At 66.5% G+C, this 23,319-nt stretch carries 26 protein-coding genes; 6 read left to right on the top strand and 20 right to left on the bottom strand.

What is annotated here, in order from left to right; all coding sequences use genetic code 11:
- Positions 1-84 precede the first annotated feature (84 nt).
- Positions 85-294 carry a twin transmembrane helix small protein gene (locus WS66_RS14820; protein WP_059599872.1) on the top strand — a complete coding sequence of 70 codons (210 nt, stop codon included), beginning with the start codon at positions 85-87 and terminating at the stop codon, positions 292-294.
- A gap of 195 nt (positions 295-489) precedes the next feature.
- Here the strand turns inward: WS66_RS14820 and WS66_RS14815 are convergent, their stop codons facing one another.
- From WS66_RS14815 to WS66_RS14785, 8 genes are all read right to left on the bottom strand, one after another.
- A complete protein-coding gene (locus tag WS66_RS14815; RefSeq protein ID WP_059599871.1) occupies positions 490-1,347 on the bottom strand; it encodes a cytochrome c oxidase subunit 3 in 858 nt (285 codons plus the stop codon).
- A 139-nt stretch (positions 1,348-1,486) separates the two neighbouring features.
- Positions 1,487-1,687, bottom strand: a complete 201-nt coding sequence (locus tag WS66_RS14810) for a DUF2970 domain-containing protein (protein ID WP_059599870.1) — start codon at positions 1,685-1,687, stop codon at positions 1,487-1,489.
- Positions 1,688-1,703: 16 nt separating this feature from the next.
- Complete coding sequence (locus WS66_RS14805; protein ID WP_059511915.1) at positions 1,704-2,312, bottom strand: cytochrome c oxidase assembly protein; 609 nt, start codon at positions 2,310-2,312, stop codon at positions 1,704-1,706.
- A 35-nt stretch (positions 2,313-2,347) separates the two neighbouring features.
- A complete protein-coding gene (locus WS66_RS34070) occupies positions 2,348-2,488 on the bottom strand; it encodes a cytochrome oxidase small assembly protein (RefSeq protein ID WP_006760728.1) in 141 nt (46 codons plus the stop codon).
- 80 nt (positions 2,489-2,568) lie between these two features.
- Positions 2,569-4,176 (bottom strand): cytochrome c oxidase subunit I, encoded by a 1,608-nt coding sequence (ctaD, locus tag WS66_RS14800; protein WP_059599869.1) that lies wholly within the window; start codon positions 4,174-4,176, stop codon positions 2,569-2,571.
- Positions 4,177-4,219: 43 nt separating this feature from the next.
- Positions 4,220-5,803, bottom strand: a complete 1,584-nt coding sequence (coxB, locus tag WS66_RS14795; RefSeq protein ID WP_059599868.1) for a cytochrome c oxidase subunit II — start codon at positions 5,801-5,803, stop codon at positions 4,220-4,222.
- Between the two features lie 57 nt (positions 5,804-5,860).
- Positions 5,861-6,385 (bottom strand): DUF2244 domain-containing protein, encoded by a 525-nt coding sequence (locus tag WS66_RS14790; protein ID WP_059599867.1) that lies wholly within the window; start codon positions 6,383-6,385, stop codon positions 5,861-5,863.
- A gap of 195 nt (positions 6,386-6,580) precedes the next feature.
- The gene (locus tag WS66_RS14785) at positions 6,581-7,546 is read right to left on the bottom strand and encodes a methyltransferase domain-containing protein (protein ID WP_059599866.1); all 966 of its coding nucleotides are present in this window, start codon (positions 7,544-7,546) and stop codon (positions 6,581-6,583) included.
- A gap of 84 nt (positions 7,547-7,630) precedes the next feature.
- Here WS66_RS14785 and WS66_RS14780 point away from each other — a divergent pair, with 84 nt between their 5' ends.
- Positions 7,631-8,443, top strand: coding sequence for an amidophosphoribosyltransferase (locus WS66_RS14780; protein ID WP_059599865.1), 813 nt, complete (start codon positions 7,631-7,633; stop codon positions 8,441-8,443).
- Positions 8,444-8,550: 107 nt separating this feature from the next.
- Positions 8,551-9,021, top strand: a complete 471-nt coding sequence (gene trmL / locus WS66_RS14775) for a tRNA (uridine(34)/cytosine(34)/5-carboxymethylaminomethyluridine(34)-2'-O)-methyltransferase TrmL (protein ID WP_059599864.1) — start codon at positions 8,551-8,553, stop codon at positions 9,019-9,021.
- Between the two features lie 60 nt (positions 9,022-9,081).
- Here trmL and WS66_RS14770 read toward each other — a convergent pair whose 3' ends face one another.
- The 5 genes from WS66_RS14770 to WS66_RS14750 form a co-directional block, all read right to left on the bottom strand.
- Entirely contained in the window at positions 9,082-9,606 is a 525-nt protein-coding gene (locus WS66_RS14770) for an O-acetyl-ADP-ribose deacetylase (protein ID WP_059599863.1), read from the bottom strand.
- A 105-nt stretch (positions 9,607-9,711) separates the two neighbouring features.
- Positions 9,712-10,710, bottom strand: a complete 999-nt coding sequence (locus WS66_RS14765; protein WP_059599862.1) for an NAD(P)H-dependent glycerol-3-phosphate dehydrogenase — start codon at positions 10,708-10,710, stop codon at positions 9,712-9,714.
- Between the two features lie 26 nt (positions 10,711-10,736).
- Positions 10,737-11,216, bottom strand: coding sequence for a protein-export chaperone SecB (secB, locus tag WS66_RS14760; RefSeq protein WP_011658008.1), 480 nt, complete (start codon positions 11,214-11,216; stop codon positions 10,737-10,739).
- 107 nt (positions 11,217-11,323) lie between these two features.
- On the bottom strand, positions 11,324-11,584 hold the full coding sequence (gene grxC, locus WS66_RS14755) for a glutaredoxin 3 (protein WP_012364773.1): 261 nt from the start codon (positions 11,582-11,584) through the stop codon (positions 11,324-11,326).
- Entirely contained in the window at positions 11,581-12,003 is a 423-nt protein-coding gene (locus WS66_RS14750) for a rhodanese-like domain-containing protein (RefSeq protein WP_059599861.1), read from the bottom strand. The genes grxC and WS66_RS14750 overlap by 4 nt, the downstream gene beginning before the upstream one ends.
- A 134-nt stretch (positions 12,004-12,137) precedes the next feature.
- Here WS66_RS14750 and gpmA point away from each other — a divergent pair, with 134 nt between their 5' ends.
- The 3 genes from gpmA (at position 12,138) to WS66_RS14735 (ending at position 15,541) form a co-directional block, all read left to right on the top strand.
- The gene (gene gpmA / locus WS66_RS14745; RefSeq protein ID WP_059599860.1) at positions 12,138-12,884 is read left to right on the top strand and encodes a 2,3-diphosphoglycerate-dependent phosphoglycerate mutase; all 747 of its coding nucleotides are present in this window, start codon (positions 12,138-12,140) and stop codon (positions 12,882-12,884) included.
- 250 nt (positions 12,885-13,134) lie between these two features.
- A complete protein-coding gene (locus WS66_RS14740) occupies positions 13,135-14,676 on the top strand; it encodes a S41 family peptidase (RefSeq protein ID WP_059599859.1) in 1,542 nt (513 codons plus the stop codon).
- 112 nt (positions 14,677-14,788) lie between these two features.
- Complete coding sequence (locus tag WS66_RS14735) at positions 14,789-15,541, top strand: HesA/MoeB/ThiF family protein (protein WP_059599858.1); 753 nt, start codon at positions 14,789-14,791, stop codon at positions 15,539-15,541.
- An 83-nt stretch (positions 15,542-15,624) separates the two neighbouring features.
- On the opposite strand, the gene ptsP is transcribed toward WS66_RS14735, so the two are convergent.
- From ptsP to WS66_RS14700, 7 genes are all read right to left on the bottom strand, one after another.
- Positions 15,625-17,397 carry a phosphoenolpyruvate--protein phosphotransferase gene (ptsP, locus tag WS66_RS14730; RefSeq protein ID WP_059599898.1) on the bottom strand — a complete coding sequence of 591 codons (1,773 nt, stop codon included), beginning with the start codon at positions 17,395-17,397 and terminating at the stop codon, positions 15,625-15,627.
- Between the two features lie 201 nt (positions 17,398-17,598).
- The gene (locus WS66_RS14725) at positions 17,599-17,868 is read right to left on the bottom strand and encodes an HPr family phosphocarrier protein (RefSeq protein WP_059599857.1); all 270 of its coding nucleotides are present in this window, start codon (positions 17,866-17,868) and stop codon (positions 17,599-17,601) included.
- 74 nt (positions 17,869-17,942) lie between these two features.
- Complete coding sequence (locus WS66_RS14720; RefSeq protein ID WP_059599856.1) at positions 17,943-18,413, bottom strand: PTS sugar transporter subunit IIA; 471 nt, start codon at positions 18,411-18,413, stop codon at positions 17,943-17,945.
- A gap of 232 nt (positions 18,414-18,645) precedes the next feature.
- On the bottom strand, positions 18,646-19,602 hold the full coding sequence (gene gshB / locus WS66_RS14715) for a glutathione synthase (protein ID WP_059599855.1): 957 nt from the start codon (positions 19,600-19,602) through the stop codon (positions 18,646-18,648).
- A gap of 25 nt (positions 19,603-19,627) precedes the next feature.
- Positions 19,628-20,917 (bottom strand): glutamate--cysteine ligase, encoded by a 1,290-nt coding sequence (gene gshA / locus WS66_RS14710; protein ID WP_059599854.1) that lies wholly within the window; start codon positions 20,915-20,917, stop codon positions 19,628-19,630.
- 243 nt (positions 20,918-21,160) lie between these two features.
- Positions 21,161-22,672, bottom strand: a complete 1,512-nt coding sequence (locus WS66_RS14705) for an ammonium transporter (protein WP_059599853.1) — start codon at positions 22,670-22,672, stop codon at positions 21,161-21,163.
- Between the two features lie 33 nt (positions 22,673-22,705).
- Positions 22,706-23,044 carry a P-II family nitrogen regulator gene (locus WS66_RS14700; RefSeq protein ID WP_006398175.1) on the bottom strand — a complete coding sequence of 113 codons (339 nt, stop codon included), beginning with the start codon at positions 23,042-23,044 and terminating at the stop codon, positions 22,706-22,708.
- Positions 23,045-23,319 lie beyond the last annotated feature (275 nt).

Below are 23,319 nucleotides of genomic sequence, written 5' to 3'. Positions count from 1 at the left end.
CGGGCCACCCGCGAGACGCATTCGCGAAAGCGAAGTGCGATAATTATCCTCTTCCTTTCGAATTGCCGTCGTCCGGTTCGCGTCATGCACATCCTCGTTCCCATCGCCTTCGTCCTCATCGTCGCCAGCATGGGCTCGGCGCTCTACTTCATGATGCAAGACCGCGGCCACACGAAACGCATGGTGTGGTCGCTTGCCACCCGCGTCGGGCTGTCGGTCTCGCTGTTCCTGTTCATCCTGTTCGCGAACTGGATGGGCTGGATCCATTCGACCGGCCTGCCGATCGGGCGTTGATGCATTCGTGCCGGCGGTCACCGTGACCGCCGCGACCGCTGTGACATTTCGCCGCACAACGGCGCCACCAAGCAAAAGCGCCGCCTGACGAAGTCGCGGCGGCGCCGGGTTGGCGTTGAGCGCAGGCAACCAGCCGCTGCCCCGTCCCCGCCAATGAAAACGGCCCGCGCATCGCTGCGCGGGCCGTTCCTGCATTTACAGCCAGTAGACGACGACGTACAGGCCGAGCCAGACGACGTCGACGAAGTGCCAGTACCATGCGGCGCCTTCGAATGCGAAGTGGTGATCGGGCTTGAAGTGGCCGCGGATCATCCGCACCAGCACCACCGCGAGCATCGTGCCGCCGAGGAACACGTGGAAGCCGTGGAAGCCCGTCAGCAGGAAGAAGGTCGAGCCGTACACGCCCGAGTTCAGCGTCAGGTTCAGTTCGTTGTACGCGTGGTAGTACTCGAAGCCCTGCATGAACAGGAAGCAGACACCGAGCACGAGCGTCGCGGCCAGCCAGGCGATCGCCTTGTTGCGGTGATCGTCGCGCAGCGCGTGGTGCGACACCGTCAGCGTCGCACCCGACGTCAGCAGGAATGCGGTGTTCAGCGTCGGGATCGGCCACGGGCCCATCGTCTTGAAATGACCGGCGAGGGCAGCGGGGCCTTCGTTCGGCCACACGGCGGAAAAGTCCGGCCAGATCAGCTTGTAGTCGAGGCTGCCGAGCTGGTGCAGCGCGATTTCACGCGCATAGAACAGCGCGCCGAAGAATGCGCCGAAGAACATGACTTCCGAGAAAATGAACCAGCTCATGCTCCAGCGGTAAGACTTGTCGACGTTCTTGCCGTAATGACCGCCTTCCGACTCGGCGATCGCGTCGCCGAACCAGTGATACAGCGTGAAGAGCAACCACAGCAGGCCAAGCAGCGCCGTGTACGGAGCCCAGTCGTGACCGTTGATCCACAGCGCCACCGACGCGAGCATGACCAGCAGGCCGATGGCCGCGCTGATCGGATGCTGCGACGGATGCGGCACGAAATAGTACGGGGTCTGGTTTTGACCGCTCATGCTTGATTCTCCACTTCAGTCCAATTTGTGTACCGGAAACCGCTCCGGCTTTATTTCTTGCACGGCGCGTGCCGCCGCCGCTCTTTCCCGCACGCAGCGCCCGGGCGCCACGCACTGCATTCTTTCGTGGCCGCGGGCCTCAACCCACGACCGCGCGCACGATCAGGATCAGCACGCCGATGAACACACCGGCCGCGATCAACGCGACGATCAGCACGTGCAGCGGATTGAGCTGCGTCGCGTCGGCCTCCAGGTCGCGCCGCTTGCGCACCCCGAAGAACGACCACAGCACCGCTTTCACCGCCTGGCCGAACGACCCGCTCCGCTTGGTCTCTGTCACCGCCCCGTCTCCGTCGTCATGCGTCCGGCTTCGCCGCGCCCTGCGCCGCCGTCTTGCGCGGTGCCGGCGCCGGCGCGGCCGGCGTGTTCAGCTCGAAGAACGTGTACGACAGCGTGATCGTCTTCACGTCCTTCGGCAGCTTCGGATCGATCACGAACACCACCGGCATCTTGCGCGACTCGTTCGCGGCCAGCGTCTGTTGCGTGAAGCAAAAACACTCGATCTTCTTGAAGAATTCCGTTGCCTGCTTCGGCGCGTAGCTCGGAATCGCCTGCGCCACCATCGGCCGGCCCTGCCCGTTGGTGACGTCGTACACGATCGTCGTCAGCTCGCCCGGATGCACGTCGAGGCTGTTGTGCTCCGGCTTGAACCCGAGCGGGCCGCGCGCATTCGCATCGAACTCGACCGACACCGTGCGGCTGTAGTCGACCTGCGAGTTCTTCGCCTCGCGTTCGCTGACATCGCGCTGCACCAGGTTGTTGATGCCGGTGATCTGGCAAATCGCGCGATACATCGGAATCAGCGCGAAGCCGAAGCCGAACATCAGTCCGGCCACGACGAAGAGCTTCATCAGCATCGAACGATTGAACGCGCGATCGACGGCGCCCTCTTCCGGCTTCGACATACGACTACTTCCTCGCTACTGCGTCAGTTGCTGCATCAGTGAGTGGACAGCCACCACTGCTTGATCACGACACCCACAAAAAAAACGGCGGCGATGACGAGCAGGATGAGGCCGAGCCGCTTGTTGCCCGCGCGAATCTGCTCGGGCGTTCGTCTTTCTTGTGGATTCCGGTTCATCTGAAACTTCGCTGAAACTTCGATTCGGCGCCCGCCGCGCCTGCCTGCACGGCAGGCAGCGACGGAACGCCAAGTGAAACTTATTCGACGTGCGGCGGTTGCTCGAACGTGTGGAAGGGAGCCGGGCTCGGCACCGTCCACTCGAGGCCCGTCGCGCCATCCCACGGCTTGTCCGACGCCTTTTCCAGCTCGCCGCCGCCACGGTAGGCCGGCAGCGCGACCGCGAACAGGAAGTACACCTGCGCGAGGCCGAAGCCGAATGCACCGATCGTCGCTACCTGGTTGAAGTCCGTGAACTGCGCCGGGTAGTCCGCATAGCGGCGCGGCATGCCCGCGAGACCGACGAAGTGCATTGGGAAGAACGTCAGGTTGAAGAAGATCATCGACGCCCAGAAGTGGATCTTGCCGCGCGTCTCGTTGTACATCCAGCCCGTCCACTTCGGCGCCCAGTAGTACCAACCCGCGAACAGCGCGAATAGCGAACCGGCCACCAGCACGTAGTGGAAGTGCGCCACCACGAAGTAGGTGCCGTGATACTGGATGTCGAGCGGCGCCATCGCCAGCATCAGGCCCGTCAGACCACCGAACGTGAACACGAACAGGAAGCCGATCGCGAACAGCATCGGGGTTTCGAACGTCATCGAGCCGCGCCACATCGTCGCGAGCCAGTTGAACACCTTCACACCCGTCGGCACGGCGATCAGCATCGTCGCGTACATGAAGAACAGCTGGCCGGTGACCGGCATGCCCGTTGCGAACATGTGGTGCGCCCAGACCATGAACGACAGGATCGCGATCGAAGCCGTCGCGTACACCATCGAGCTATAGCCGAACAGCGTCTTGCGTGCGAACGCCGGGATCACCTGCGACACGATCCCGAACGCCGGCAGAATCATGATGTACACCTCGGGGTGGCCGAAGAACCAGAAGATGTGCTGGTACATCACCGGGTCGCCGCCGCCTGCCGCGTTGAAGAACGACGTGCCGAAGTGGCGGTCGAACAGCACCATCGTGATCGCGCCTGCCAGAACCGGCATCACGGCGATCAGCAGGTACGCGGTGATCAGCCAGGTCCATGCGAACATCGGCATCTTCATCAGCGTCATGCCCGGTGCGCGCATGTTCAGGATCGTCACGACGATGTTGATCCCGCCCATGATCGACGAAGCACCCATGATGTGGACCGCGAAGATCGCGAAGTCCATGCCCGGGCCCATCTGCGTCGACAGCGGTGCGTACAGCGTCCAGCCGGCGGCCGTCGCGCCGCCCGGCGCGAAGAACGAACCGACCAGCAGCACGGCCGCGACCGGCAGCAGCCAGAAGCTGAAGTTGTTCATCCGCGCGAACGCCATGTCGGACGCGCCGATCTGCAGCGGAATCATCCAGTTCGCGAAGCCGACGAACGCCGGCATGATCGCGCCGAACACCATGATCAGGCCGTGCATCGTCGTGAGTTCGTTGAAGAACTCCGGACGCATGATCTGCAGGCCCGGCTCGAACAGCTCGGCACGGATGGCGAGCGCCATCACGCCGCCCGACAGGAACATGATGAACGAGAACAGCAGGTACAGCGTACCGATGTCCTTGTGGTTGGTGGCGAACAGCCAGCGCCGCCAGCCGTGCGGGGCTTCGTGCGCGTGGTCGTCGTGCGCGTGGTCCGCGGCTACGTCGTGCCCGATGCTAGACATGAGAATCTCCTAATGCGAATACGTCGACTAACTCAGCGACACGTCAAGCCGCCGGCCCGATCTCGACACGCCGGGCTTCCTTGGCGTCAGCCCCGCCCGTGATCGTTTCCGGCTTTTTGAGAATAATGTGGTCTTCCGCCACGCCTGCTGCCTTCAGCGCGTCGCGCACGGCCTGTGCACGATGCTTGGCGAGTTCGGCATTCGCGTCGGCCGAGCCCGTCTTGTCGGTGAAACCCGACAGCGCGAGCTTCGCGTCCGGATGTGCCTTCGCATAGTCGGCCGCTGCAGCGATCGCCGCTTTCGCGTCGGCCGGCAGCACGCTCTTGCCCGTCTCGAAGTAGATCGTCGACAGCGCAGCCGATGCCGACGCTGCCTCCGCGCCCGACGCGGCTTGCGCCGGTGCCGAGGCCGCTTCGGCCGGGGCCGCCGCGCCTGCCGCGTCTTCCGGCATCTTGCCGTTGCGCGCGTCAGCCACTTGCTTCGGCTGCAGCAGGTCGTTCTTGTGATTGCCCCACGAATTGCGCTCGTACGTGATGACCGATGCGATGTCGAGGTCCGACAGCGATGCCCACGACGGCATTGCACCCTTGCCGTGCAGCACGCGCTCGACGTGACCTGCGATCGGGCCGTTCACGATCTGGCTGCCGTCCATCGCCGGGAAGGCGCCGAGGCCCTTGCCGTTCACCTGGTGGCAGGCCGCGCAGTTCGCCTTGTAGACTTCCTCGCCGTGCGCGACGAGTTCGGCCATCGTGTAGACCTTGTTCGGATCGACCGAAGCATTGGCCAGCTTGGCCTTCTGCGCGGTCACCCACTTCGCGTAGTCGTCGTCCGACAGCACCACGACCACGACCGGCATGAACGCGTGTTCCTTGCCGCACAGTTCGGTACAGAAGCCGCGGAACGTGCCGACCTTGTCGGCCTTGAACCACGTGTCGCGCACGAAGCCGGGGATCGCATCCTGCTTCACGCCGAACGCGGGCACGTACCACGAGTGAACGACGTCGTTCGCGGTCGTGATGATGCGGATCTTCTTGTTGACCGGCACGACGAGCGGGTTGTCGACTTCCTGCAGGTACGTCTCGGTGATCGGCTTCTTGCCCATCACTTCGTCACGCGGGGTGCTGAGCGTCGACAGGAAGCTGATGCCCTCGCCCGGGCCCTTCACGTAGTCGTAGCCCCACTTCCACTGGTAGCCGGTGACCTTGATCGTGAGATCGGCGTTGGTCGTGTCCTTCATCGCGACGACGGCCTTCGTGGCCGGCAGCGCCATCAGCACGACGATGATGAACGGCACGATCGTCCAGATGATTTCGACGGTCGTGCTTTCATGGAAATTGGCGGCCTTGTGGCCTTTGGATTTGCGATGCGCGAAGATCGAATAGAACATCACGCCGAACACGCCGACGAAGATCACCGTACACAGGATCAGCATCATCGTGTGGAGATCGTAGAGCTCCTCGGCGATCTTCGTGACAGGCGGCTGAAAATTGATTTCGTTGACGCGGGGGCCGCCCGGGCTATCACCGACCGCCAGAGCAGCGCCGGCAAAGAGCAATCCGCTGCATGCCAGCACGCCCGTGAGGGCTCGCTTGATTGTTTTCATAGCATCCTTACCCAAAATTTCCATTCAAACCCCTCCCCCGTCGCAAGCCGCCGGCCCGTTCCGGCCGATGCCCGCGCCTCGTCAGCCGCAGCGCCTGAGCGACACGCGCAGTTCATCGGCGAACTGCGCCCGCTTGTGCTGCGCGAGATGCTGCCCAATTACGACGGTCTGCCCGCGCGATACGAGTCGAATCGGATCGCGTGGCGTCGCCCCCGGCTCGACCCGCACCCAGCGCGGGTTGAATTCGATCTGCGTGAACCGCTCCGCATCCATCCGCTCGATCACGAGCCGGTGCGGAAACAGCCTGATGCGCTCGTAATCGACCGCATGACGGGCGTAGACCGCAAACGCGACGCCTACCGCCAGCAATTCGATTCCGGTGAAGGGCATGACGAGCCAGGCCCCCCGCCACATCAGCAATGCCGCGATCACCAGCGAGAAGCCCGCGAGCGACGCGTAAAACAGCACGAACTGGCGCGGCGACACCGAACAGTTACGTTTCATGAGCCAGTCTTCGAGGACCGGCTCACCGTTCGTCGTCTCCGCCAAAACCCTCGCTGCTTCCATCGCCGCCTCACGCGAATGGCATGCGATGCATGCCTGCATCGGACTCGTCGGCCCGTATTGCGGGGACCCCGGGACGACAAGCTGACGCATTATAGGCGGGTTCAATGGCATCCACAAGCAAGCGGCTATCGGCCCGCGAGCCAAGCGCCACAAGCTTCCCGGCCGTTTTTCACGTCAATTCGACCCCGCTTTGCGCCGCTAATTTCGGGCATAACAAAACCCCTCTTTACCGCTTTACCGATTCTTCGGACGCCCCTTTCCGATATCTTCGATGCGCACGATCCCGTGCCCCTCGGCGGTCGTGCGCGGCACGGCCTTCCACGCGTGGCCGTAAATCACTTCGAACGTCAGGGCAATCGTGCCGTCCGCGCGCCGGCGCGCTTCCAGCGCATCGCCGAGCGCCGCGCGAAAGCGCCGCGCCGCGCGCTGCGGCACCGCGCGGTCGAACGGATAGGCGCCCCAGCGGCGCACGTCGGCCAGCAGGGAATCGGGCGTCTTGTACGTCACGGTCAGCACTTCCTGGTCCATCACCGGAATCTCGAAGCCGCTTTCGACGAGCATGTCGCCGAGGTCATGCATGTCGACGAAATCGACGACGCGCGCGGCGGGCGGCGCGATGCCGAGCGCCGCTTCGGCGTCCGCGCAGGCCGCGCGCAGTTCGCGCAGCGTGTCGGGGCCGAGCGTGCTGAACATCAGCAGGCCGTTCACCCGCAGCACGCGCTGCCATTCAGGAAATACCGCATCGGGACGCGAATGCCAGTGCAGCGCGAGATTCGACCAGATCAGGTCGAACGCGCCGGCCGCGAACGGCAGCATCGAGAAGTCGGCCTGCGCGACGCGCGGGCCGCGCTGGCCCAGCGCCCGGCCGAGCGACGCGGGCAGCCAGCGGCGCCAGCTCGTCTGCTCGACCTCGCGGTGGCCCGCCCGCGCGAGCATCGCGCCGGACAGGTCGACACCGAACACCGGCGCTTCGGGAAAGCGCGCGCGCAGCGCCGGCAGGTCGTCGCCCGGACCGCAGCCCGCGTCGAGCACGGCCGCGGGGCTCACCTTGATGTATTCGAGACGCTCGTTCATCCGCTGCGCGATCTCGCGCGGCAGGAACGCGACCGCGTCGAACGCGGCGGCGCGGCGATCGAAGATCCGCCGCAAACGCCGGGCGTCATTGGCCGGACGGCCGGTTGAAGTCGAAGCTGGGGACATGTCAGGCACACTGGCGAAGAGCCCGAAGTATACTCGCTCGCCTCGCGGCCTTCAGCGAGACGGGGGCCGCCAGGAGTGTTCGCAATGGATCGCCGTTTCGCCCCGCGCCCGATGCGCGTCGTTTTGTCGCAGGTTCGTGCGCTAGCCGTGCGCGTCGTCGCGCTCGCGTTGCCGAATCGGTGCGCACTGTGCGGCAATTTGTCACATACGGTGATTTGCGGCGCCTGCGACGCAGCGTACTGGAACGAAGCGCGGCTGCGCTGCGACGTCTGCGCGGTGCCGCTGGGCGTCGGGCAGCCGCGGCTGCGCGAAGCGCGCGGCCGGCACGGTGGTGCCGCTTCCGCATCCGCGTACCGGTGCGACGCATGCTGCGCGACGCCGCCGCCGTTCGATGCAACGCTCGCGCTCGCCGATTACCGCGCGCCACTCAACGGGCTCGCGCGCGGCCTGAAGTTTCATGCGCGGCTCGCGCTGGGTGCGGAATTCGCGGCCCGGCTCGCGGAGCGGATCGAAGACACGGACGCGATGCGCGCCGCCGGCGGCTTCGACGTGATCGCACCGGTGCCCCTGTCGCGCGGACGGCTCGTCGCGCGCGGCTACAACCAGGCGTGGGCGATCGCGCGGCCGCTCGCGCGCCGGCTCGGCGTGCGCGCCGACACGGCGCTGCTTGCACGCGTGACCGAAACCGCGCCGCAGTCGCGGCTCGACCGGCGTGCGCGGCGCGACAACGTGCAGGCAGCGTTCGCAGCGTCGGGCGACCTCACCGGCCGCCACGTGGCGCTCGTTGACGACGTGATGACGTCCGGTGCGACGCTCGCGGCAGCCGCGCGTGCATTGAAGGCGGCGGGTGCCGCGCGCGTGACGAATCTGGTTGCGCTGCGCACCGCCAGGGATTAATTAGTTAGAGAGGCCGGCCGCCCGCATGCGGCGACGGTCGTCATGAACCGGCCGGCCGGGACGGAATGCACGCTGCTCCGCCCCGGCCGGCCCAGCCAGACCCAACCATGTTCAACGTCGTCCTCGTCGCCCCCGAAATTCCGCCGAACACCGGCAACGTGATCCGCCTGTGCGCCAATACCGGCGCGCGTCTGCATCTGATCGAGCCGCTCGGCTTTCCGCTCGACGACGCGAAGATGCGTCGCGCGGGCCTCGACTATCACGAGTACGCGGAAATGCGCGTGCACCGCGACTGGGACGCGTTCGTCGCCACCGAAGCGCCCGATACCGCGCGAATGTTCGCGTTCACGACCCGCGGCTCGGGCCGCTTCCACGACCATGCGTTCGTGCCCGGCGACTGGTTCGTGTTCGGCTCCGAGACGCGCGGCCTGCCGGCCGAATTGCTGGAACGCTTCCCGAACGAACAGCGCGTACGCCTGCCAATGCGGCCGGGCAACCGCAGCCTGAACCTGTCGAACACGGTGGCCGTGGTTGTGTTCGAGGCGTGGCGCCAGGCCGGTTTCGAAGGCGGCGCCTGACGCGCGCCCGGCCCGGCCCGGCCCGAACCACACCGCGCCGCGCCGCGCGGCCGGGCAGCGCTAGCTGCGCGCGAGCCGCGCGCGATACAGGTCGTAGATGTCGGATGAAAAACACGCGAATATCACGCGTGCGAGGTTCGGCGCCTGCGGCAGCATTTCGGCGACCGTGCCGACGGCGATCTCGACGGCCTCCCCGGCCGGATAGCGGTACACGCCGCAGCTGATCGCCGGGAAGGCGATCGAGGTCGCCGCCACCTCCTCGGCCAGCTCTATCACGCGCCGGTAGCATGCCGCGAGCAGCTCGGGCTCGCCGCGCCCGCCGCCGTGCCACACCGGGCCGACTGCATGAATCACATATTTCGCCGGCAACCCGTGGCCACGCGTGAGCTTCGCGTCGCCGGTGTCACAGCCGCCGAGTGTGCGGCACTCGGCCAGGAGGCCCGGGCCGGCCGCGCGATGGATCGCGCCGTCGACCCCGCCACCGCCGAGCAGCGAACCGTTCGCGGCGTTGACGATCGCGTCGACGTCGAGCGTCGTGATGTCGACGAGTTGCGCGTCGAACGTGGTGGAACCGATCTGCAGCATGACACCCTCCCGAAACGCCGGAGACAGTTCAAGCGTAGTGCGCTTTGGCGCGGCCCGCTTTGCGCGAGCGCGCCCGGCCGCAATAATCGGTGCGATTCGTCCGTGCTATTCGGCGCGCGCGTCGCGCCGCAGCAGGCCGCTGACCGCATCGCGCGGTGCGACGCCGTCGAACAGCACGCCGCACACGGCTTCGGTGATCGGCATTTCGATCGCTTGCGCGCGCGCGAGCGCGAGCACGGCCTGCGCGCAGCGCACGCCTTCGGCCACATGGCCGAGCGCGCCGAGGATGTCGTTCAGCGAGCGGCCAGCCGCCAGTTGCAGGCCGACCGTGCGATTGCGCGACAGGTCGCCCGTCGCGGTGAGGATCAGGTCGCCGAGGCCCGTGAGGCCCGTGAAGGTTTCAGCACGGCCGCCGAGCGCGACGCCGAGCCGCGACATTTCGGCGAGGCCGCGCGTGATCAGCGCGGCGCGCGCGTTCAGCCCGAGCCCGAGGCCGTCGGAGATGCCGGTCGCGATCGCCAGCACGTTCTTCACCGCGCCGCCGACCTCGACGCCGACCACGTCGTCACCCGTGTAGATCCGCATCGCGCCGTGATGGAACGCGGCGAGCGTGCGCTCGCGGCATTCGGCGGAGGTGCTTGCGACCGTCAGCGCGACGGGCAGCGCGAGCCCGACCTCGCGTGCGAAGCTCGGCCCCGACAGCACGCCGTTGCTGTGCTGCTCCGGCAGCTCGGCCGCGATCACCTGATGCGGCAGCAGGTGCGTGTCGGCCTCGAAGCCCTTGCAGACCCACACGATGTGCGCAGGCACGCAGCCTGCGTCGCGCATCGCGCCGAACAGCGTGCGCAGCCCGGCCACGGGCGCGGCGATCACGCACAGCGCGTCGTCCGCGGCGCCGTGCGCGAGCGCGGCGCCGAGATCGGCGTCGTAGCGCAGCGCATCGGGCAGCGCGATGCCGTCCAGATAGCGGGAATTTTCGTGCCGGGCCTGCAGCCCGGCGATCAGCGCAGCGTCGCGCGCCCAGAGAAGCGTATCGTGCCGCGCGGCCAGATGGCCCGCGAGCGCGGTGCCCCAGGCACCGGCGCCGAGAACGGCTACTTTCATACCCAGCACCGGTCCGGAGTGAAACGTCAGTTCAGCGTCGTGCCGTTCGGCGCGCCTGCCGCACCGGCCTGCTGCTGAAGCTGCGCGAGACGCTGCTCGTACAGCGCCTGGAAGTTGATTTCCGCCAGGTGGATCGGCGGGAAGCCCGCACGCGTGATCGCGTCGGCGATGTTCGAGCGCAGGTACGGGAACAGGATCGTCGGGCACGCGATGCCGACGAGCGGGTCGAGCTGTTCGTCCGGAATGTTGCGAATGTCGAAAATGCCGGCCTGCTTCGCTTCGATCAGGAACGCGACCTTGTCCTTCACCTTCGCGGTGACGGTACCCGACACGACGACCTCGAACACGCTTTCCGCGAGGCGTTCGGCCTTGACGTCGACTTCGACTTCAACCGACGGCATGTCCTGCTCGAGGAAGATCGCCGGCGAATTCGGCTGCTCGAGCGACATATCCTTCAGGTAGACGCGCTGGATGTTGAAGAACGGTTGGTTTTCGACGTCGGACATGGTGTTTCCCTAAAAGTGGTGACGGGGCGGCCCGGCTTCACGCCGGCCGCCTCGGTTGAATCCTGCGCGCTCGAGCCGCGGCGCGACCGGCGGCCATTCTGCCCTAATCAGGCCGCTTGCAGAAGCGGCAAGAGCCCGCCTTCGCGGTCGAGCTTCGACAGATCGTCGTAACCGCCGACATGCGTGTCGCCGATGTAGATCTGCGGCACCGTGCGACGGCCCGTGCGCGTCATCATTTCCTCACGGCGGGCCGGGTCACGGTCGATCAGCACCTTCTCGATCTGCTCGACGCCGCGCAGCTTCAGCAGGCGCTCGGCCTGAATGCAATACGGACACACCTGCGTGCTGTACATCAAAACCTTGCTCACTTCGCCACTCCTTGTTTGACGACCGGCATCCCGGCCTGCTGCCAGGCGGCGACGCCGCCCTCGAGCACGTGCACCTCGGCATAGCCCGCCGCCTCGACCTCGCGCGCCGCCTTCTGCGACTGCTGGCCGTTCTGGCAGACGAGCAGCACGGGGGTGCTCTTGTTTTTCGCGACCTGCGCGATCTTCGCGCCGATCTCGCCGGCGGCGACCTGGCGCGCCGACGGCAGATGGCCGGCGGCGAAGTCGGACGCGGTACGCAGGTCGATCACGACCGCGTTGCGGCGATTGATGAGCTGCGTCGCCTCCGCGGCCGACAGGCCGCCGCGGCCGCGGCGCAGGGCCGGCCATGCGAGCAGGCCGCCGGAAACCACCAGGATCGCGATAAGGGCCAGGTTTGTGTAATTGGTAAAGAACGTCACGGAATGCCGCCGGAAAAAGAGAAATCGGAAAAGGACAATCTCGCCATTATAAAATAACCGTCTTGCGCGATGGCGGACCCGGACCGGGTACCGCGCGACGCGCCCCGCTTCCTTCACTACCGACCGCAAGATCCATGTACAAACTCGTTCTCATCCGCCACGGCGAATCGACGTGGAACAAGGAAAACCGCTTCACCGGCTGGGTCGACGTCGACCTGACCGAACAGGGTCGCAACGAGGCCTACCAGGCCGGCGAATTGCTCAAGGAGGCCGGCTACACGTTCGACATCGCGTACACGTCGGTGCTCAAGCGCGCGATCCGCACGCTGTGGCACGTGCAGGACAAGATGGACCTGATGTATCTGCCGGTCGTTCACTCGTGGCGCCTGAACGAGCGCCACTACGGCGCGCTGTCGGGCCTGAACAAGGCGGAAACGGCCGCCAAGTTCGGCGACGACCAGGTGCTCGTGTGGCGCCGCAGCTACGACACGCCGCCGCCGGCGCTCGAGCCGACCGACGAGCGCGCGCCGTTCGACGACCCGCGCTACGCGAAGGTGCCGCGCGAGCAACTGCCGCTCACCGAGTGCCTGAAGGACACGGTCGCGCGCGTGCTGCCGCTGTGGAACGAATCGATCGCGCCGGCCGTCCGTGCGGGCAAGCAGGTGCTGATCGCCGCGCACGGCAACTCGCTGCGCGCGCTGATCAAGTACCTCGACGGCATCTCGGACAGCGATATCGTCGGCCTGAACATCCCGAACGGCGTGCCGCTCGTGTATGAACTCGACGAGAACCTGAAGCCGATCCAGCACTACTACCTGGGCGACCAGGACGCGATCGCGAAGGCGCAGGCCGCCGTCGCGAAGCAGGGCAAGGCGGGCTGATACCCGCGATGCCGGGCATGCCGCCGCGCGCGCGGCCTGCCCGGCGCACCCCGGCGTGCGGCGCGAACCTTCGCGGCCCCGGTGCTGTCGAAACCGCTTTCGAATCCGCTGCGCGTGGGGCGGCGCCCCGCCGGGAACCAGGGCTACGGGGCCATTTCGCACCGTTGCACTGAGCAATCGGACGAACAGTTATACTTGTCCGCTACATCCCCGCTACCGCCACGCGCTTCCCGACCGCACCAGACTCTCTATGCGAATGAAATTGAAGAACATCGGCCTGATTGCCGCGGGCCTCGCCACGGGCGTATTCGCCACGCTGCAGGTTTCGGCGTCGGCCGAGCAGACCGCCACGGCGCCGCTTCCCCTCGACCAGCTCCGCCTGTTCGCGGAAGTGTTCGGCCAGATCAAGCGCGAGTACGTCGAACCGGTCGACGACAAGAAGCTGCTGACGGCAGCGATCAAGGGCATGGTGTCGAGCCTCGACCCGCATTCGTCGTTCCTCGACAAGACCGACTATGACGAACTGCAGGAGCAGACCAAGGGTCGCTTCGCGGGTCTCGGCATCGAGATCTCGCAGGAAGACGGCCTCGTCAAGGTGATCTCCCCGATCGAAGATACCCCCGCGTTCCGCGCCGGCATCCGTCCGGGCGACCTGATCACCCGCATCAACGACAAGCCCGTGCGCGGCATGACGCTCGACAAGGCCGTCAAGCAGATGCGCGGCGAGCCGGGCACCAAGGTCACGCTGACGATCTTCCGCAAGAGCGACGACCGCACGTTCCCGATCACGGTCACGCGCGCGATCATCAAGGTCCAGAGCGTGAAGATGAAGCTGCTCGACCCGGGCTACGCATACATCCGGATCACGAGCTTCCAGGAGCGCACGACGCCCGATCTCGCCGCGAAGCTGCAGGACATCGCACGCCAGCAGCCGAATCTGAAGGGCCTGATCCTCGACCTGCGCAACAACGGCGGCGGCCTCCTGCAAAGCGCGGTCGGCGTCGCCGGCGCGTTCCTGCCGCCCGACTCCGTCGTCGTGTCGACCAACGGCCAGATTCCGGATTCGAAGCAGGTCTACCGCGATACCTACGACAACTATCGCTTGCCTTCCTTCGACAGCGATCCGCTGAAGAACCTGCCGCCGGTCTTCAAGACCGTGCCGATGGTCGTGCTGACAAACGCGTATTCGGCGTCCGCGTCGGAAATCGTCGCCGGCGCGCTGCAGGATTCGAAGCGCGCGCAGATCATGGGCAAGACGACGTTCGGCAAGGGCTCGGTGCAGACGGTCCGTCCGATGACGGCCGACACCGCGCTGCGCCTGACGACGGCCTACTACTACACGCCGAGCGGCCGTTCGATCCAGAACAAGGGCATCACGCCCGACGTACCGGTCGATCAGTACGCGGACGGCGATCCGGACGACGTGCTCGTGACGCGCGAGGTCGACTACACGAACCACCTCGCGAACACGCAGGATCCGAACGAGAAGAAGGAGCAGGAAGCACGCGAGCAGCGCCGCATGGACCAGCTGCGCGTCCTCGAGGAGCAGAACGACAAGAAGACGCCGGAGCAGCGCCAGAAGGACCGCGATCGCAAGCCGATCGAGTTCGGCAGCACCGACGACTTCATGATGCAGCAGGCGCTCAACAAGCTGGAGGGCAAGCCGGTGCAGGAATCGAAGTCGCTGCTCGCCGAAAGCACGACGAAGAGCCCGGCCGGCAAGGCCGCGTCCACCACGAAGGCGTCGGGCGCGAAGGCGGCCGCACCGAAGCCCGCGTCGGCACCGCAGTAAGCGCCGACCGGCATCCGACGGGCCATCGCGGGAAGACCGCGATGGCCCGTTTTTCATGTACGCCTAGAATGAATCGATACGCCGGCGCTTCCGCCCCGCTCACGACTGTCCCATGAACGACGATCAACTCCTCCGCTACTCCCGCCACATCCTCGTCGACGAAATCGGCATCGAGGCGCAGCAGCGCTTTCTCGACGCGCATGCGATCGTCGTCGGCGCCGGCGGTCTCGGCTCGCCGGCCGCGATGTATCTCGCGGCGTCCGGGGTCGGTACGATCACGCTCGTCGATGCCGACACGGTCGACCTCACGAACCTGCAGCGGCAGATCCTCCACGTGACCGCATCGGTCGGCCGCAGCAAGGTCGAATCGGGGCGCGACGCGCTCGCGCAGCTGAACCCGGAAGTGACCGTGCATGCGGTCGCGGCGCGCGTCGACGATGCGTGGCTCGACGAACACGTGCCACGGGCAACCGTCGTGCTCGACTGCACCGACAACTTCGCGACGCGCCATGCGATCAACCGTGCGTGCGTCGCGCACGGCGTGCCGCTCGTGTCGGGCGCCGCGCTGCGCTTCGACGGCCAGATCAGCACGTTCGACTTCCGCGACCCGAGTGCGCCCTGCTACGCGTGCGTGTTTCCGGAAGACCAGCCGTTCGAGGAAGTCGCGTGCGCGACGATGGGCGTGTTCGCGCCGACGGTCGGCATCATCGGTGCGATGCAGGCTGCCGAGGCGCTGCGCGTGATCGGCGATATCGGCACGACGCTCAACGGCCGGCTGATGATGCTCGATTCGCTGCGGATGGAATGGACGACGATGAAGATCGCGCGCCAGGCCGACTGCCCCGTCTGCCAGGGCCGGCACTGACGCGCGCGGGATGCATGCGCCGGGCGGCGCATGCGTGACGTTTCGCAACCTTCGCGACGGTTCCGCGGCGCAGCGCGTGCCGCCTAGGCGGCCGCGTCCGCACGCGGTTCCGCGACCGACAGGCGCTTGAGCGCCGCCTGCACTTCTTCCGGTTCGAACGCGGCCAGCACATCGGCCGTGGGCTTCTCGAGCGCCTTCAGGTGCGCGCGCAGGATCTCCTGCTTCACGACCAGCAACTGGCTCGGGTGCATCGAGAACTCGGTGAGCCCCATCCCGAGCAACAGGCGCGTGAGCGCCGGATCGCCCGCCATCTCCCCGCACACCGACACCGACACGCCCGCCCGCTTCGCTTCGCGCAGCGTATACGAGATCAGGTGCAGCACGGCCGGATGCAGCGGGTCGTACAGGTGCGCGACCGCGTTGTCCGCGCGGTCGATCGCGAGCGTGTACTGGATCAGGTCGTTCGTGCCGATCGACAGGAAATCGAACCGCTTCAGGAACAGCGGCAGCGCGATCGCCGCGGCCGGAATCTCGATCATCGCGCCGATGCGCACGTTCGGATCGTACGCGAGCCCCGCGTCGTCGAGCTGGCGCTTCGCCTCGCGGATCAGGTCGAGCGTCTGGTCGATCTCCTGCGCGTGCGCGAGCATCGGGATCAGGATCTTCACCTGCCCGAACGCGGACGCGCGCAGGATCGCGCGCAACTGCGTGAGGAACATCTGCGGCTCGGACAGGCTCCAGCGGATCGCACGCAGGCCGAGCGCCGGGTTCGGCGCCGTCTCGTAGCCCTCGTCGAGCGCCTCGAGCGGCTTGTCCGCGCCGACGTCGATCGTGCGGATCGTCACCGGCATGCCCTTCATCCACTCGACCGCGCGCTTGTACGCGGCGAACTGCTCCTCCTCCTCGGGCATCTCCTTCTGATGCATGAACAGGAACTCGGAGCGGAACAGCCCGACGCCGACCGCGCCAGCCTCGACCGCGGCCTTCGCGTCGTCGGGCAGCTCGATGTTCGCGTACAGCTCGATCTTCGTGCCGCACAGCGTTTGCGTCGGCGAGAACTTCAGGCGCTGCAGCTTGCGTTGCTCGAGCAGCTTCTCGGACTGGCGGTACGAATATTCCTCGAGGACGATCGGCGCGGGATCGACGATCACGATCCCCTGGTCGCCGTCGACGATGATCAGGTCGTCCTGCCGGATCAGCGAGCTCGCATGCTGGACGCCGACCGCGGCGGGAATGCCGAGGCTGCGCGCGACGATCGCCGTGTGCGACGTGCGGCCGCCGAGATCGGTGACGAACGCCTGGAACGATTGCGACTTGAACTGCATCATGTCGGCCGGCGCGATGTCGTGCGCGACGACGATCATCTCGTTCGTGCCGTTCGCGGCCGCGCGGTCGAGCGCCTGCGACGCGGACGGCGCACCGGCGAGTGCCTTCAGCACGCGCTCGACCACCTGTTCGATGTCGGCCTTGCGCTCGCGCAAGTATTCGTCCTCGATATCGTCGAAGTGGCGCGTGAGCAATTCGAGCTGCTCGGTCAGCGCCCACTCGACGTTGTAGCGGCGCGTGCGGATCAGGTCGATGGTTTCCTGCACGAGCATCGCGTCGCTCAGGATCATCATGTGGACGTCGATGAATGCGCCCACTTCGCTCGGGGTGTCGTCGGTCAGGTCGGCGCGCAACGCGTCGAGTTCGCGATGCACGACTTCGAGCGCCGTGCGGAAACGCTGGACCTCGGCGTCGATCTGGTTCGCCTCGACCAGGTAATGGGCGACGTCGAGCGCCGCCGGCGCGATCAGATACGCTCGCCCGATCGCGATACCACGTGAGACGGGAATGCCATGCAGCGTGAAGGACACGCGCACCTCCTCTGTACATGTAAAGCCGCGGCACACTGCTGCGATGCGCTTATGACCCCGGTTAGTGATTATAAATTCCGTATCTCCATGCTGACTGCGTGCAGCGCAGCATTACCATTTCCGCATCAACGCCGCGGACGAAAAAAATGCCGCGGCAAACGCGGCATTCTGCTTCGAAACGACAACGATCCCGCGCGGGGATCACTGACCTTCGCCGAACTTGTCCGCGATCAGCTTGAGCAGTGCATCCATCGCCTCGCGTTCGTCGGGACCGTCGGTCTCGATCGACACGGTGCTGCCGATGCCCGCCGCGAGCATCATCACGCCCATGATGCTTTTCGCGTTGATCTTGCGTCCGTTACGCGTCATCCAGACTTCGGACTGGAAGTTGCCGGCCAGTTGCGTAAGCTTGGCCGATGCGCGCGCATGGAGCCCCAATTTGTTGACGATGGTGGTTTCTTGTTGAAGCATGATTCTCGGTCGGGTCGGTCGCGGCCGCCGGCGACGTGCGTCGGCGGGTCGGTCTAAAACGAAAAACGGGACGGTCAGTGCGATTCGGTGCGCGGTTGCGGCTCGGGCGGAATCGGCGCGCACTGGCCGCAGCCGACTTCGGTCGGCGGCGGCGGTGTACCGGCCGCCACTTCGTGGACGCCCTTCGCGCCGCCGGACAGCGCCTTGTCGACGAGCTTGTCGAGCGGCACGGAACGGTAGCAGACGGCCCGCACCAGCATCGGCAGGTTCACGCCCGCCAGCACGCGCACGTTGTCGAGTTTCGCGAGCTGGCCCGCGATGTTCGCGGGCGTCGCGCCGTACATGTCGGTCAGCACGACGACGCCATTTTCTTCCCTGAGCCGAGCGAGCTCCGCGTGCGCGAACGCCATCACCTGGGTGGGATCGCTGTCGGCCAGCACGTCGATGCAGCCGATGCGCGCGGGCACGCCGCCGTAGATGTGCGCGATGCAGTCCCGCAGCGCGGTGGCGAGCGGTGCGTGCGCGATGATCAGAATCCCGGCCATGTCAGACTGCCCCCGGCCGCCCCTGGCGGGCCGACGCCCCGCAGCGGGGCAACGAGCATAGCGAGTGAGGGAATCGTTTCATGTTCAGCCTTGCAACGGTTTCGGCCCGACCGCCGGGCCTTCGGCGCGCTGGTCGCGGCACCGGGCAAGCGGGCATTGTAGCAGGCCAGTCAAGCTGCTCCGGCGACGGGGGACCTGCGCGGCCGCCGCCGGGGTTGCGCGGGGAGACGGCCTACGCGGCCGCACGCTCCAGCGCGTCGATGAACATCGCGGCGACGTCGAAGCCCGTCTGCTCCATGATCTCGCGGAAGCACGTCGGGCTCGTCACGTTCACCTCGGTCAGCCAGTCGCCGATCGCGTCGAGCCCGACCAGCAGCAGCCCGCGCGATGCGAGCACCGGCCCGAGCGTCTCCGCGATCTCGCGATCGCGGGCAGTCAGCGGCTGTGCGACGCCGAGCCCGCCCGCGGCGAGATTGCCGCGCACTTCGCTGCCCTGCGGAATGCGCGCGAGCGAATACGGCACCGGCTCGCCCGCGATCAGCAGAATGCGTTTGTCGCCCGCCGTGATCTCGGGGATGAACTTCTGGATCATCAGCGAGCGCGTGCCGTCGTGGCCGAGCATCTCGATGATCGCGCCGAGATTCATCCCGTCGGCCTTCACGCGGAACACGCCCATCCCGCCCATGCCGTCGAGCGGCTTCACGATCACGTCGCCGTGCTCGGCATGGAACGCGCGCAAGCGTGCGGCATCGCGCGTGACCAGCGTCGGCGCGACGAATTGCGGAAACTCGCCGATCGCCAGCTTCTCCGAATGGTCGCGGATCGACTGCGGCTTGTTGAACACGCGCGCGCCCGCGCGCTCGGCGAGTTCGAGCATCCACGTGGCCGTCACGTACTCCATGTCGAACGGCGGATCCTTGCGCATCAGCACCGCGCCGAACGACGTCAGCAGACGCGATTGATGCGCGGCCGCCTCGTACCACGGATGGCGATGCAGGTCGGCCGTGTCGCCGACGATCGTCACGCGCTGCACGTCCGCCTCGACGCCCGACCCCGTCCACGCAAGCTGGTGCGGCTCGCACGTGTAGATCGCGTGCCCGCGCCGCGCGGCCTCCGCCATCATCGCGTAGGTCGAATCCTTGTAGATCTTGAAGCGCTCGAGCGGGTCGGCGATAAAGAGAATGTCCATGCGGGTCCTGTACGTAGCGAAGCCGTTACACCTGGATGGCTTCGGGATCGGTCTTTTCCAGTTCGATCGACGACGCGATCAGCGACAGCCGCGCGACGACGCCGTACATGTAGAAACGGTTCGGCGGCGCGGCGCCCGGCTTCGCGCCGGCATCCGGCAGCGCGGTGTGCTCGAAGCCGAGCGGGACGTAGTGCATGCCGGGCGCGTTCAGGTTCTGGTCGCGCTCGCGGCCGCCGTGCGTGCGGTAGAAACCGCCGACCACGTAGCGGTCGATCATGTACACGACCGGCTCCGCGACTTCGTCGCCGACGCGCTCGAACGTATAGACGCCTTCCTGCACGATCACGTCGCGCACCGCGAGGCCGGCCTTCGACTCGGCCATCTGCGCGCGCTCGGCCTTCGACATGCGGCCGATCTCGGCCGCGTCGTGCACGGTCATCACGCCGCGCCCGGCGGTGCCCGCGTCGGCCTTCACGACGACGTACGGCTTTTCGCTGATCCCGTATTCGCGATACTTGCGCGCGATCTTCTTCAGCACGCCGTCGATCGCGTCGGCGAGCGCCTGCTCGCCTTCATGGCCCTGCCAGTCGACGCCTTCGACGTGTGCGAAATACGGATTCACCATCCAGGGATCGACGCCGACCATCTTCGCGAACTTCTTCGCGACGTCGTCGTAGCACGAGAAGTGCGTCGACTTGCTGCGCACGGCCCAGCCCGCGTGCAGGGGCGGCAGGAGGTACTGCTCGTGCAGGTTTTCCAGCACGGCGGGAATTCCGGCCGACAGGTCGTTGTTCAGCAGGATCGAGCACGGATCGAAATTCTTCAGGCCGAGGCGGCGCTGCGAACGCTCGAGCGGTTCGAGCACGATCTTCTGGCCGTCGGCCAGCGTGATCGGTGTCATGTCGGTGATGCTCGGGTCGAGCGAGCCGAAGCGCACGTTCAGGCCGGCCTGGCGCATGATCGTCGCGAGCCGCGCGACGTTTTCCAGGTAGAACGCGTTGCGGGTCGGCAGCTCGGGAATCACGAGCAGGTTCTTCGCGTCCGGGCAGATCTTCTCGATCGCGGCCATCGCGGCCTGGACGGCGAGCGGCAGCACTTCGGACGGCAGATTATTGAACGCGCCGGGGAACAGGTTCGCGTCGACGGGCGCCAGCTTGAAACCGGCGTTGCGCAGGTCCACCGAACAATAGAACGGCGGGGTGTGTTCCTGCCATTCGAGCCTGAACCAGCGTTCGATCGCAGGCGTCGCGTCGAGGATCTTCTGCTCGAGCTCGAGCAGCGGACCGTTCAACGCGGTAACGAGGTGGGGAACCATGAATCACTCGCGAGCGGGAGAATGAAGATTGTAGAGCAATTGCCCTGTCCATTTGGGGATTGTTCCCGGCTTCGCAAGGGTTTGGAGGAAGTTTTCGGCTATTGACCCGATAGCGTGAAGGGTTATGCGCTACGGCAGCGCGCGGCAGGAGAAAAAAAAGCCCGCCGGGCGGGCGGGCCGAAGTCGCTGCGCTCATTCGTGGCGGGTGCCGTCTGCGCGGCGGCCCGCCGTCATCCGTACGACTTATTCGACGTGCTCGCCGTGCAGGATCACGTCGAGGCCTTCGCGCTCTTCCTCTTCGGACACGCGCAAACCAATCGTCAGGTCGATCAGCTTGAGCAGCACGAAGCTCAGCACGCCGCTGTAGACCAGCGTGATCAGCACGCCCTTCGCCTGCAGCAGCAGGCTGCCGTCGGCGCCGCCGATGTCCTTGACCGCGAACACGCCCGTCAGCAGCGCGCCGAGAATCCCGCCCACGCCGTGCACGCCGAACGCATCGAGCGAATCGTCGTAGCCGAGCTTCGACTTGAGCCACGTCGCCGACCAGAAGCAGACCACGCCTGCCGCGATGCCGATCACGAGCGCACCCGCCACGCCGACGAAGCCGGCAGCCGGGGTGATCGCCACGAGACCCGCGACCGCGCCCGACACGATGCCGAGCACCGACGGCTTGCCCTTCGCGACCCACTCGGCAAACATCCAGCCGAGCGCCGCGCAGGCCGTCGCCACTTGCGTGGTCAGCATCGCGAAGCCGGCACGGCCGTCAGCCGCGACCGCCGAACCCGCGTTGAAACCGAACCAGCCGACCCACAGCATCGAGCCGCCGATCATCGTCAGCACGAGGTTGTGCGGCGCCATCGATTCGCGACCGTAGCCGACGCGCTTGCCGAGCACGAGGCACGACATCAGGCCCGCGATACCGGCGTTGATGTGCACCACCGTGCCGCCCGCGAAGTCGAGCACGCCGTCGGCCGACAGCCAGCCGGTCGGCTCCCACACCATGTGCGCGATCGGCACATAGACGATCAGCGACCAGAGCGTCATGAACACGAGCATCGCCGAGAACTTCATCCGGTCGGCGAACGCGCCGCAGATCAGCGCCGGCGTGATGATCGCGAACGTCATCTGGTAGACGAAGTAGACCGACTCCGGAATCGTCGTCGCCAGGTGGCTGACGGTCAGCGTGGTCGCCTTGTCGCCCTTCACGTAGGTCATCCCGTGCAGGAACGCGCGCGACAGGCCGCCGATGAAGCCGTTGCCCGGCGTGAACGCGAGGCTGTAGCCGACCACCGTCCACAGCACCGTGATCAGCGCGGTGATCGCGAAGCTCTGCATCACGGTCGCGAGCACGTTCTTCTTGCGGACCATGCCCGCGTAGAACAGCGCGAGGCCGGGGACCGTCATGAACAGCACGAGCGCGGTGGACGTCAGCATCCACGCGGTGTCGCCCGAGTTGATCTTCGACGAATCGACGGAGAACGGCTCGGTCGGCGCGGCGGGTGCGGCCGGCGCGGACGCGGTGGCGGCAGCCGATGCGTCGGAGGCGGCGCCCGAAGCGGGTGCGGCGGCAGCGGCGGATGCGTCAGGCGCGGCGCTCGCCGTCGCGGCGGGTGCCGCGGCAGCCGATGCGTCGGAAGCCGTTGCGGCGGGCGCGGACGCAGCCGCGGCGGACGCCGCGTCGTCGGCGAGCGCGGGGCCGACACCGGCCGCGATCAGCGAGCCGGCCATCAGCAGGGACATCAGAAGTTTGCGCATCTTGGATTTCCTCTTGTCGCTTGTCTTTGTCTGTTACAGCGCGTCTGCGCCGGTCTCCCCGGTCCGGATCCGGATCACTTGCTCGATCGGCGTGACGAAGATCTTCCCGTCGCCGATCTTGCCGGTGCGGGCGGCCCGCTCGATCGCCTCGACCGCCTGGTCGACCAGATCGTCGGACACGGCCGCCTCGATCTTCATCTTCGGCAGGAAGTCGACCACGTATTCGGCGCCCCGGTACAGCTCCGTGTGCCCCTTCTGGCGCCCGAACCCTTTCACCTCCGTGACCGTGATGCCGGAGACGCCGAGCGCTGAGAGCGCTTCGCGCGTCTCATCGAGCTTGAACGGCTTGATGATTGCGGTAATGAGTTTCATGAAGTCCTCTCGCTGGGTGGTCCCGTCGAATTGGTTGGAATGGTGTGACGGTCTCTCCTCAGCAACTCGCATGCCATGTTCGTGCGAACACCGCCTCGAACGGCTCTTAAACAGGGTCGCATCTGATGCTGAAAGGTGCGAAAGCCCGGCCGAATGGCCAACATGGCCCGGTTCGCTGGCGCGCCGAAAGGATCGTTGCTAGAGTGCACGCACGTCCCGGCTTACCGGGCCATTCACCCATGCGGGCGCCATGCCCGGAAATCGCGCCGCGCGCG

Origin of the sequence: Burkholderia sp. LA-2-3-30-S1-D2 (assembly GCF_001523915.2) — a bacterium.
In the GTDB taxonomy this organism is placed as follows: domain Bacteria; phylum Pseudomonadota; class Gammaproteobacteria; order Burkholderiales; family Burkholderiaceae; genus Burkholderia; species Burkholderia diffusa.
Note: the sequence above shows the minus strand (reverse complement) of the source record. Positions and strands in the feature narration are given on the sequence as shown.

Excerpts from the sequence above, each read along its gene's own strand:
- trmL (WP_059599864.1), top strand. The coding sequence starts at position 8,551 with ATGTTCAACGTCGTCCTCGTCGCCCCCGAAATTCCGCCGAACACCGGC.
- WS66_RS14765 (WP_059599862.1), bottom strand. The coding sequence starts at position 10,710 with ATGAAAGTAGCCGTTCTCGGCGCCGGTGCCTGGGGCACCGCGCTCGCG.
- WS66_RS14780 (WP_059599865.1), top strand. The coding sequence starts at position 7,631 with ATGGATCGCCGTTTCGCCCCGCGCCCGATGCGCGTCGTTTTGTCGCAG.
- secB (WP_011658008.1), bottom strand. The coding sequence starts at position 11,216 with ATGTCCGACGTCGAAAACCAACCGTTCTTCAACATCCAGCGCGTCTAC.
- WS66_RS14805 (WP_059511915.1), bottom strand. The coding sequence starts at position 2,312 with ATGTCGAAGCCGGAAGAGGGCGCCGTCGATCGCGCGTTCAATCGTTCG.
- WS66_RS14740 (WP_059599859.1), top strand. The coding sequence starts at position 13,135 with ATGCGAATGAAATTGAAGAACATCGGCCTGATTGCCGCGGGCCTCGCC.
- WS66_RS14700 (WP_006398175.1), bottom strand. The coding sequence starts at position 23,044 with ATGAAACTCATTACCGCAATCATCAAGCCGTTCAAGCTCGATGAGACG.
- coxB (WP_059599868.1), bottom strand. The coding sequence starts at position 5,803 with ATGGAAATTTTGGGTAAGGATGCTATGAAAACAATCAAGCGAGCCCTC.
- gshA (WP_059599854.1), bottom strand. The coding sequence starts at position 20,917 with ATGGTTCCCCACCTCGTTACCGCGTTGAACGGTCCGCTGCTCGAGCTC.
- WS66_RS14790 (WP_059599867.1), bottom strand. The coding sequence starts at position 6,385 with ATGCAGGCATGCATCGCATGCCATTCGCGTGAGGCGGCGATGGAAGCA.
- WS66_RS14735 (WP_059599858.1), top strand. The coding sequence starts at position 14,789 with ATGAACGACGATCAACTCCTCCGCTACTCCCGCCACATCCTCGTCGAC.
- gshB (WP_059599855.1), bottom strand. The coding sequence starts at position 19,602 with ATGGACATTCTCTTTATCGCCGACCCGCTCGAGCGCTTCAAGATCTAC.
- WS66_RS14815 (WP_059599871.1), bottom strand. The coding sequence starts at position 1,347 with ATGAGCGGTCAAAACCAGACCCCGTACTATTTCGTGCCGCATCCGTCG.
- gpmA (WP_059599860.1), top strand. The coding sequence starts at position 12,138 with ATGTACAAACTCGTTCTCATCCGCCACGGCGAATCGACGTGGAACAAG.
- WS66_RS14705 (WP_059599853.1), bottom strand. The coding sequence starts at position 22,672 with ATGCGCAAACTTCTGATGTCCCTGCTGATGGCCGGCTCGCTGATCGCG.
- WS66_RS14820 (WP_059599872.1), top strand. The coding sequence starts at position 85 with ATGCACATCCTCGTTCCCATCGCCTTCGTCCTCATCGTCGCCAGCATG.
- WS66_RS14720 (WP_059599856.1), bottom strand. The coding sequence starts at position 18,413 with ATGGCCGGGATTCTGATCATCGCGCACGCACCGCTCGCCACCGCGCTG.
- WS66_RS14725 (WP_059599857.1), bottom strand. The coding sequence starts at position 17,868 with ATGCTTCAACAAGAAACCACCATCGTCAACAAATTGGGGCTCCATGCG.
- WS66_RS14770 (WP_059599863.1), bottom strand. The coding sequence starts at position 9,606 with ATGCTGCAGATCGGTTCCACCACGTTCGACGCGCAACTCGTCGACATC.
- ctaD (WP_059599869.1), bottom strand. The coding sequence starts at position 4,176 with ATGTCTAGCATCGGGCACGACGTAGCCGCGGACCACGCGCACGACGAC.
- WS66_RS14785 (WP_059599866.1), bottom strand. The coding sequence starts at position 7,546 with ATGTCCCCAGCTTCGACTTCAACCGGCCGTCCGGCCAATGACGCCCGG.
- WS66_RS34070 (WP_006760728.1), bottom strand. The coding sequence starts at position 2,488 with ATGAACCGGAATCCACAAGAAAGACGAACGCCCGAGCAGATTCGCGCG.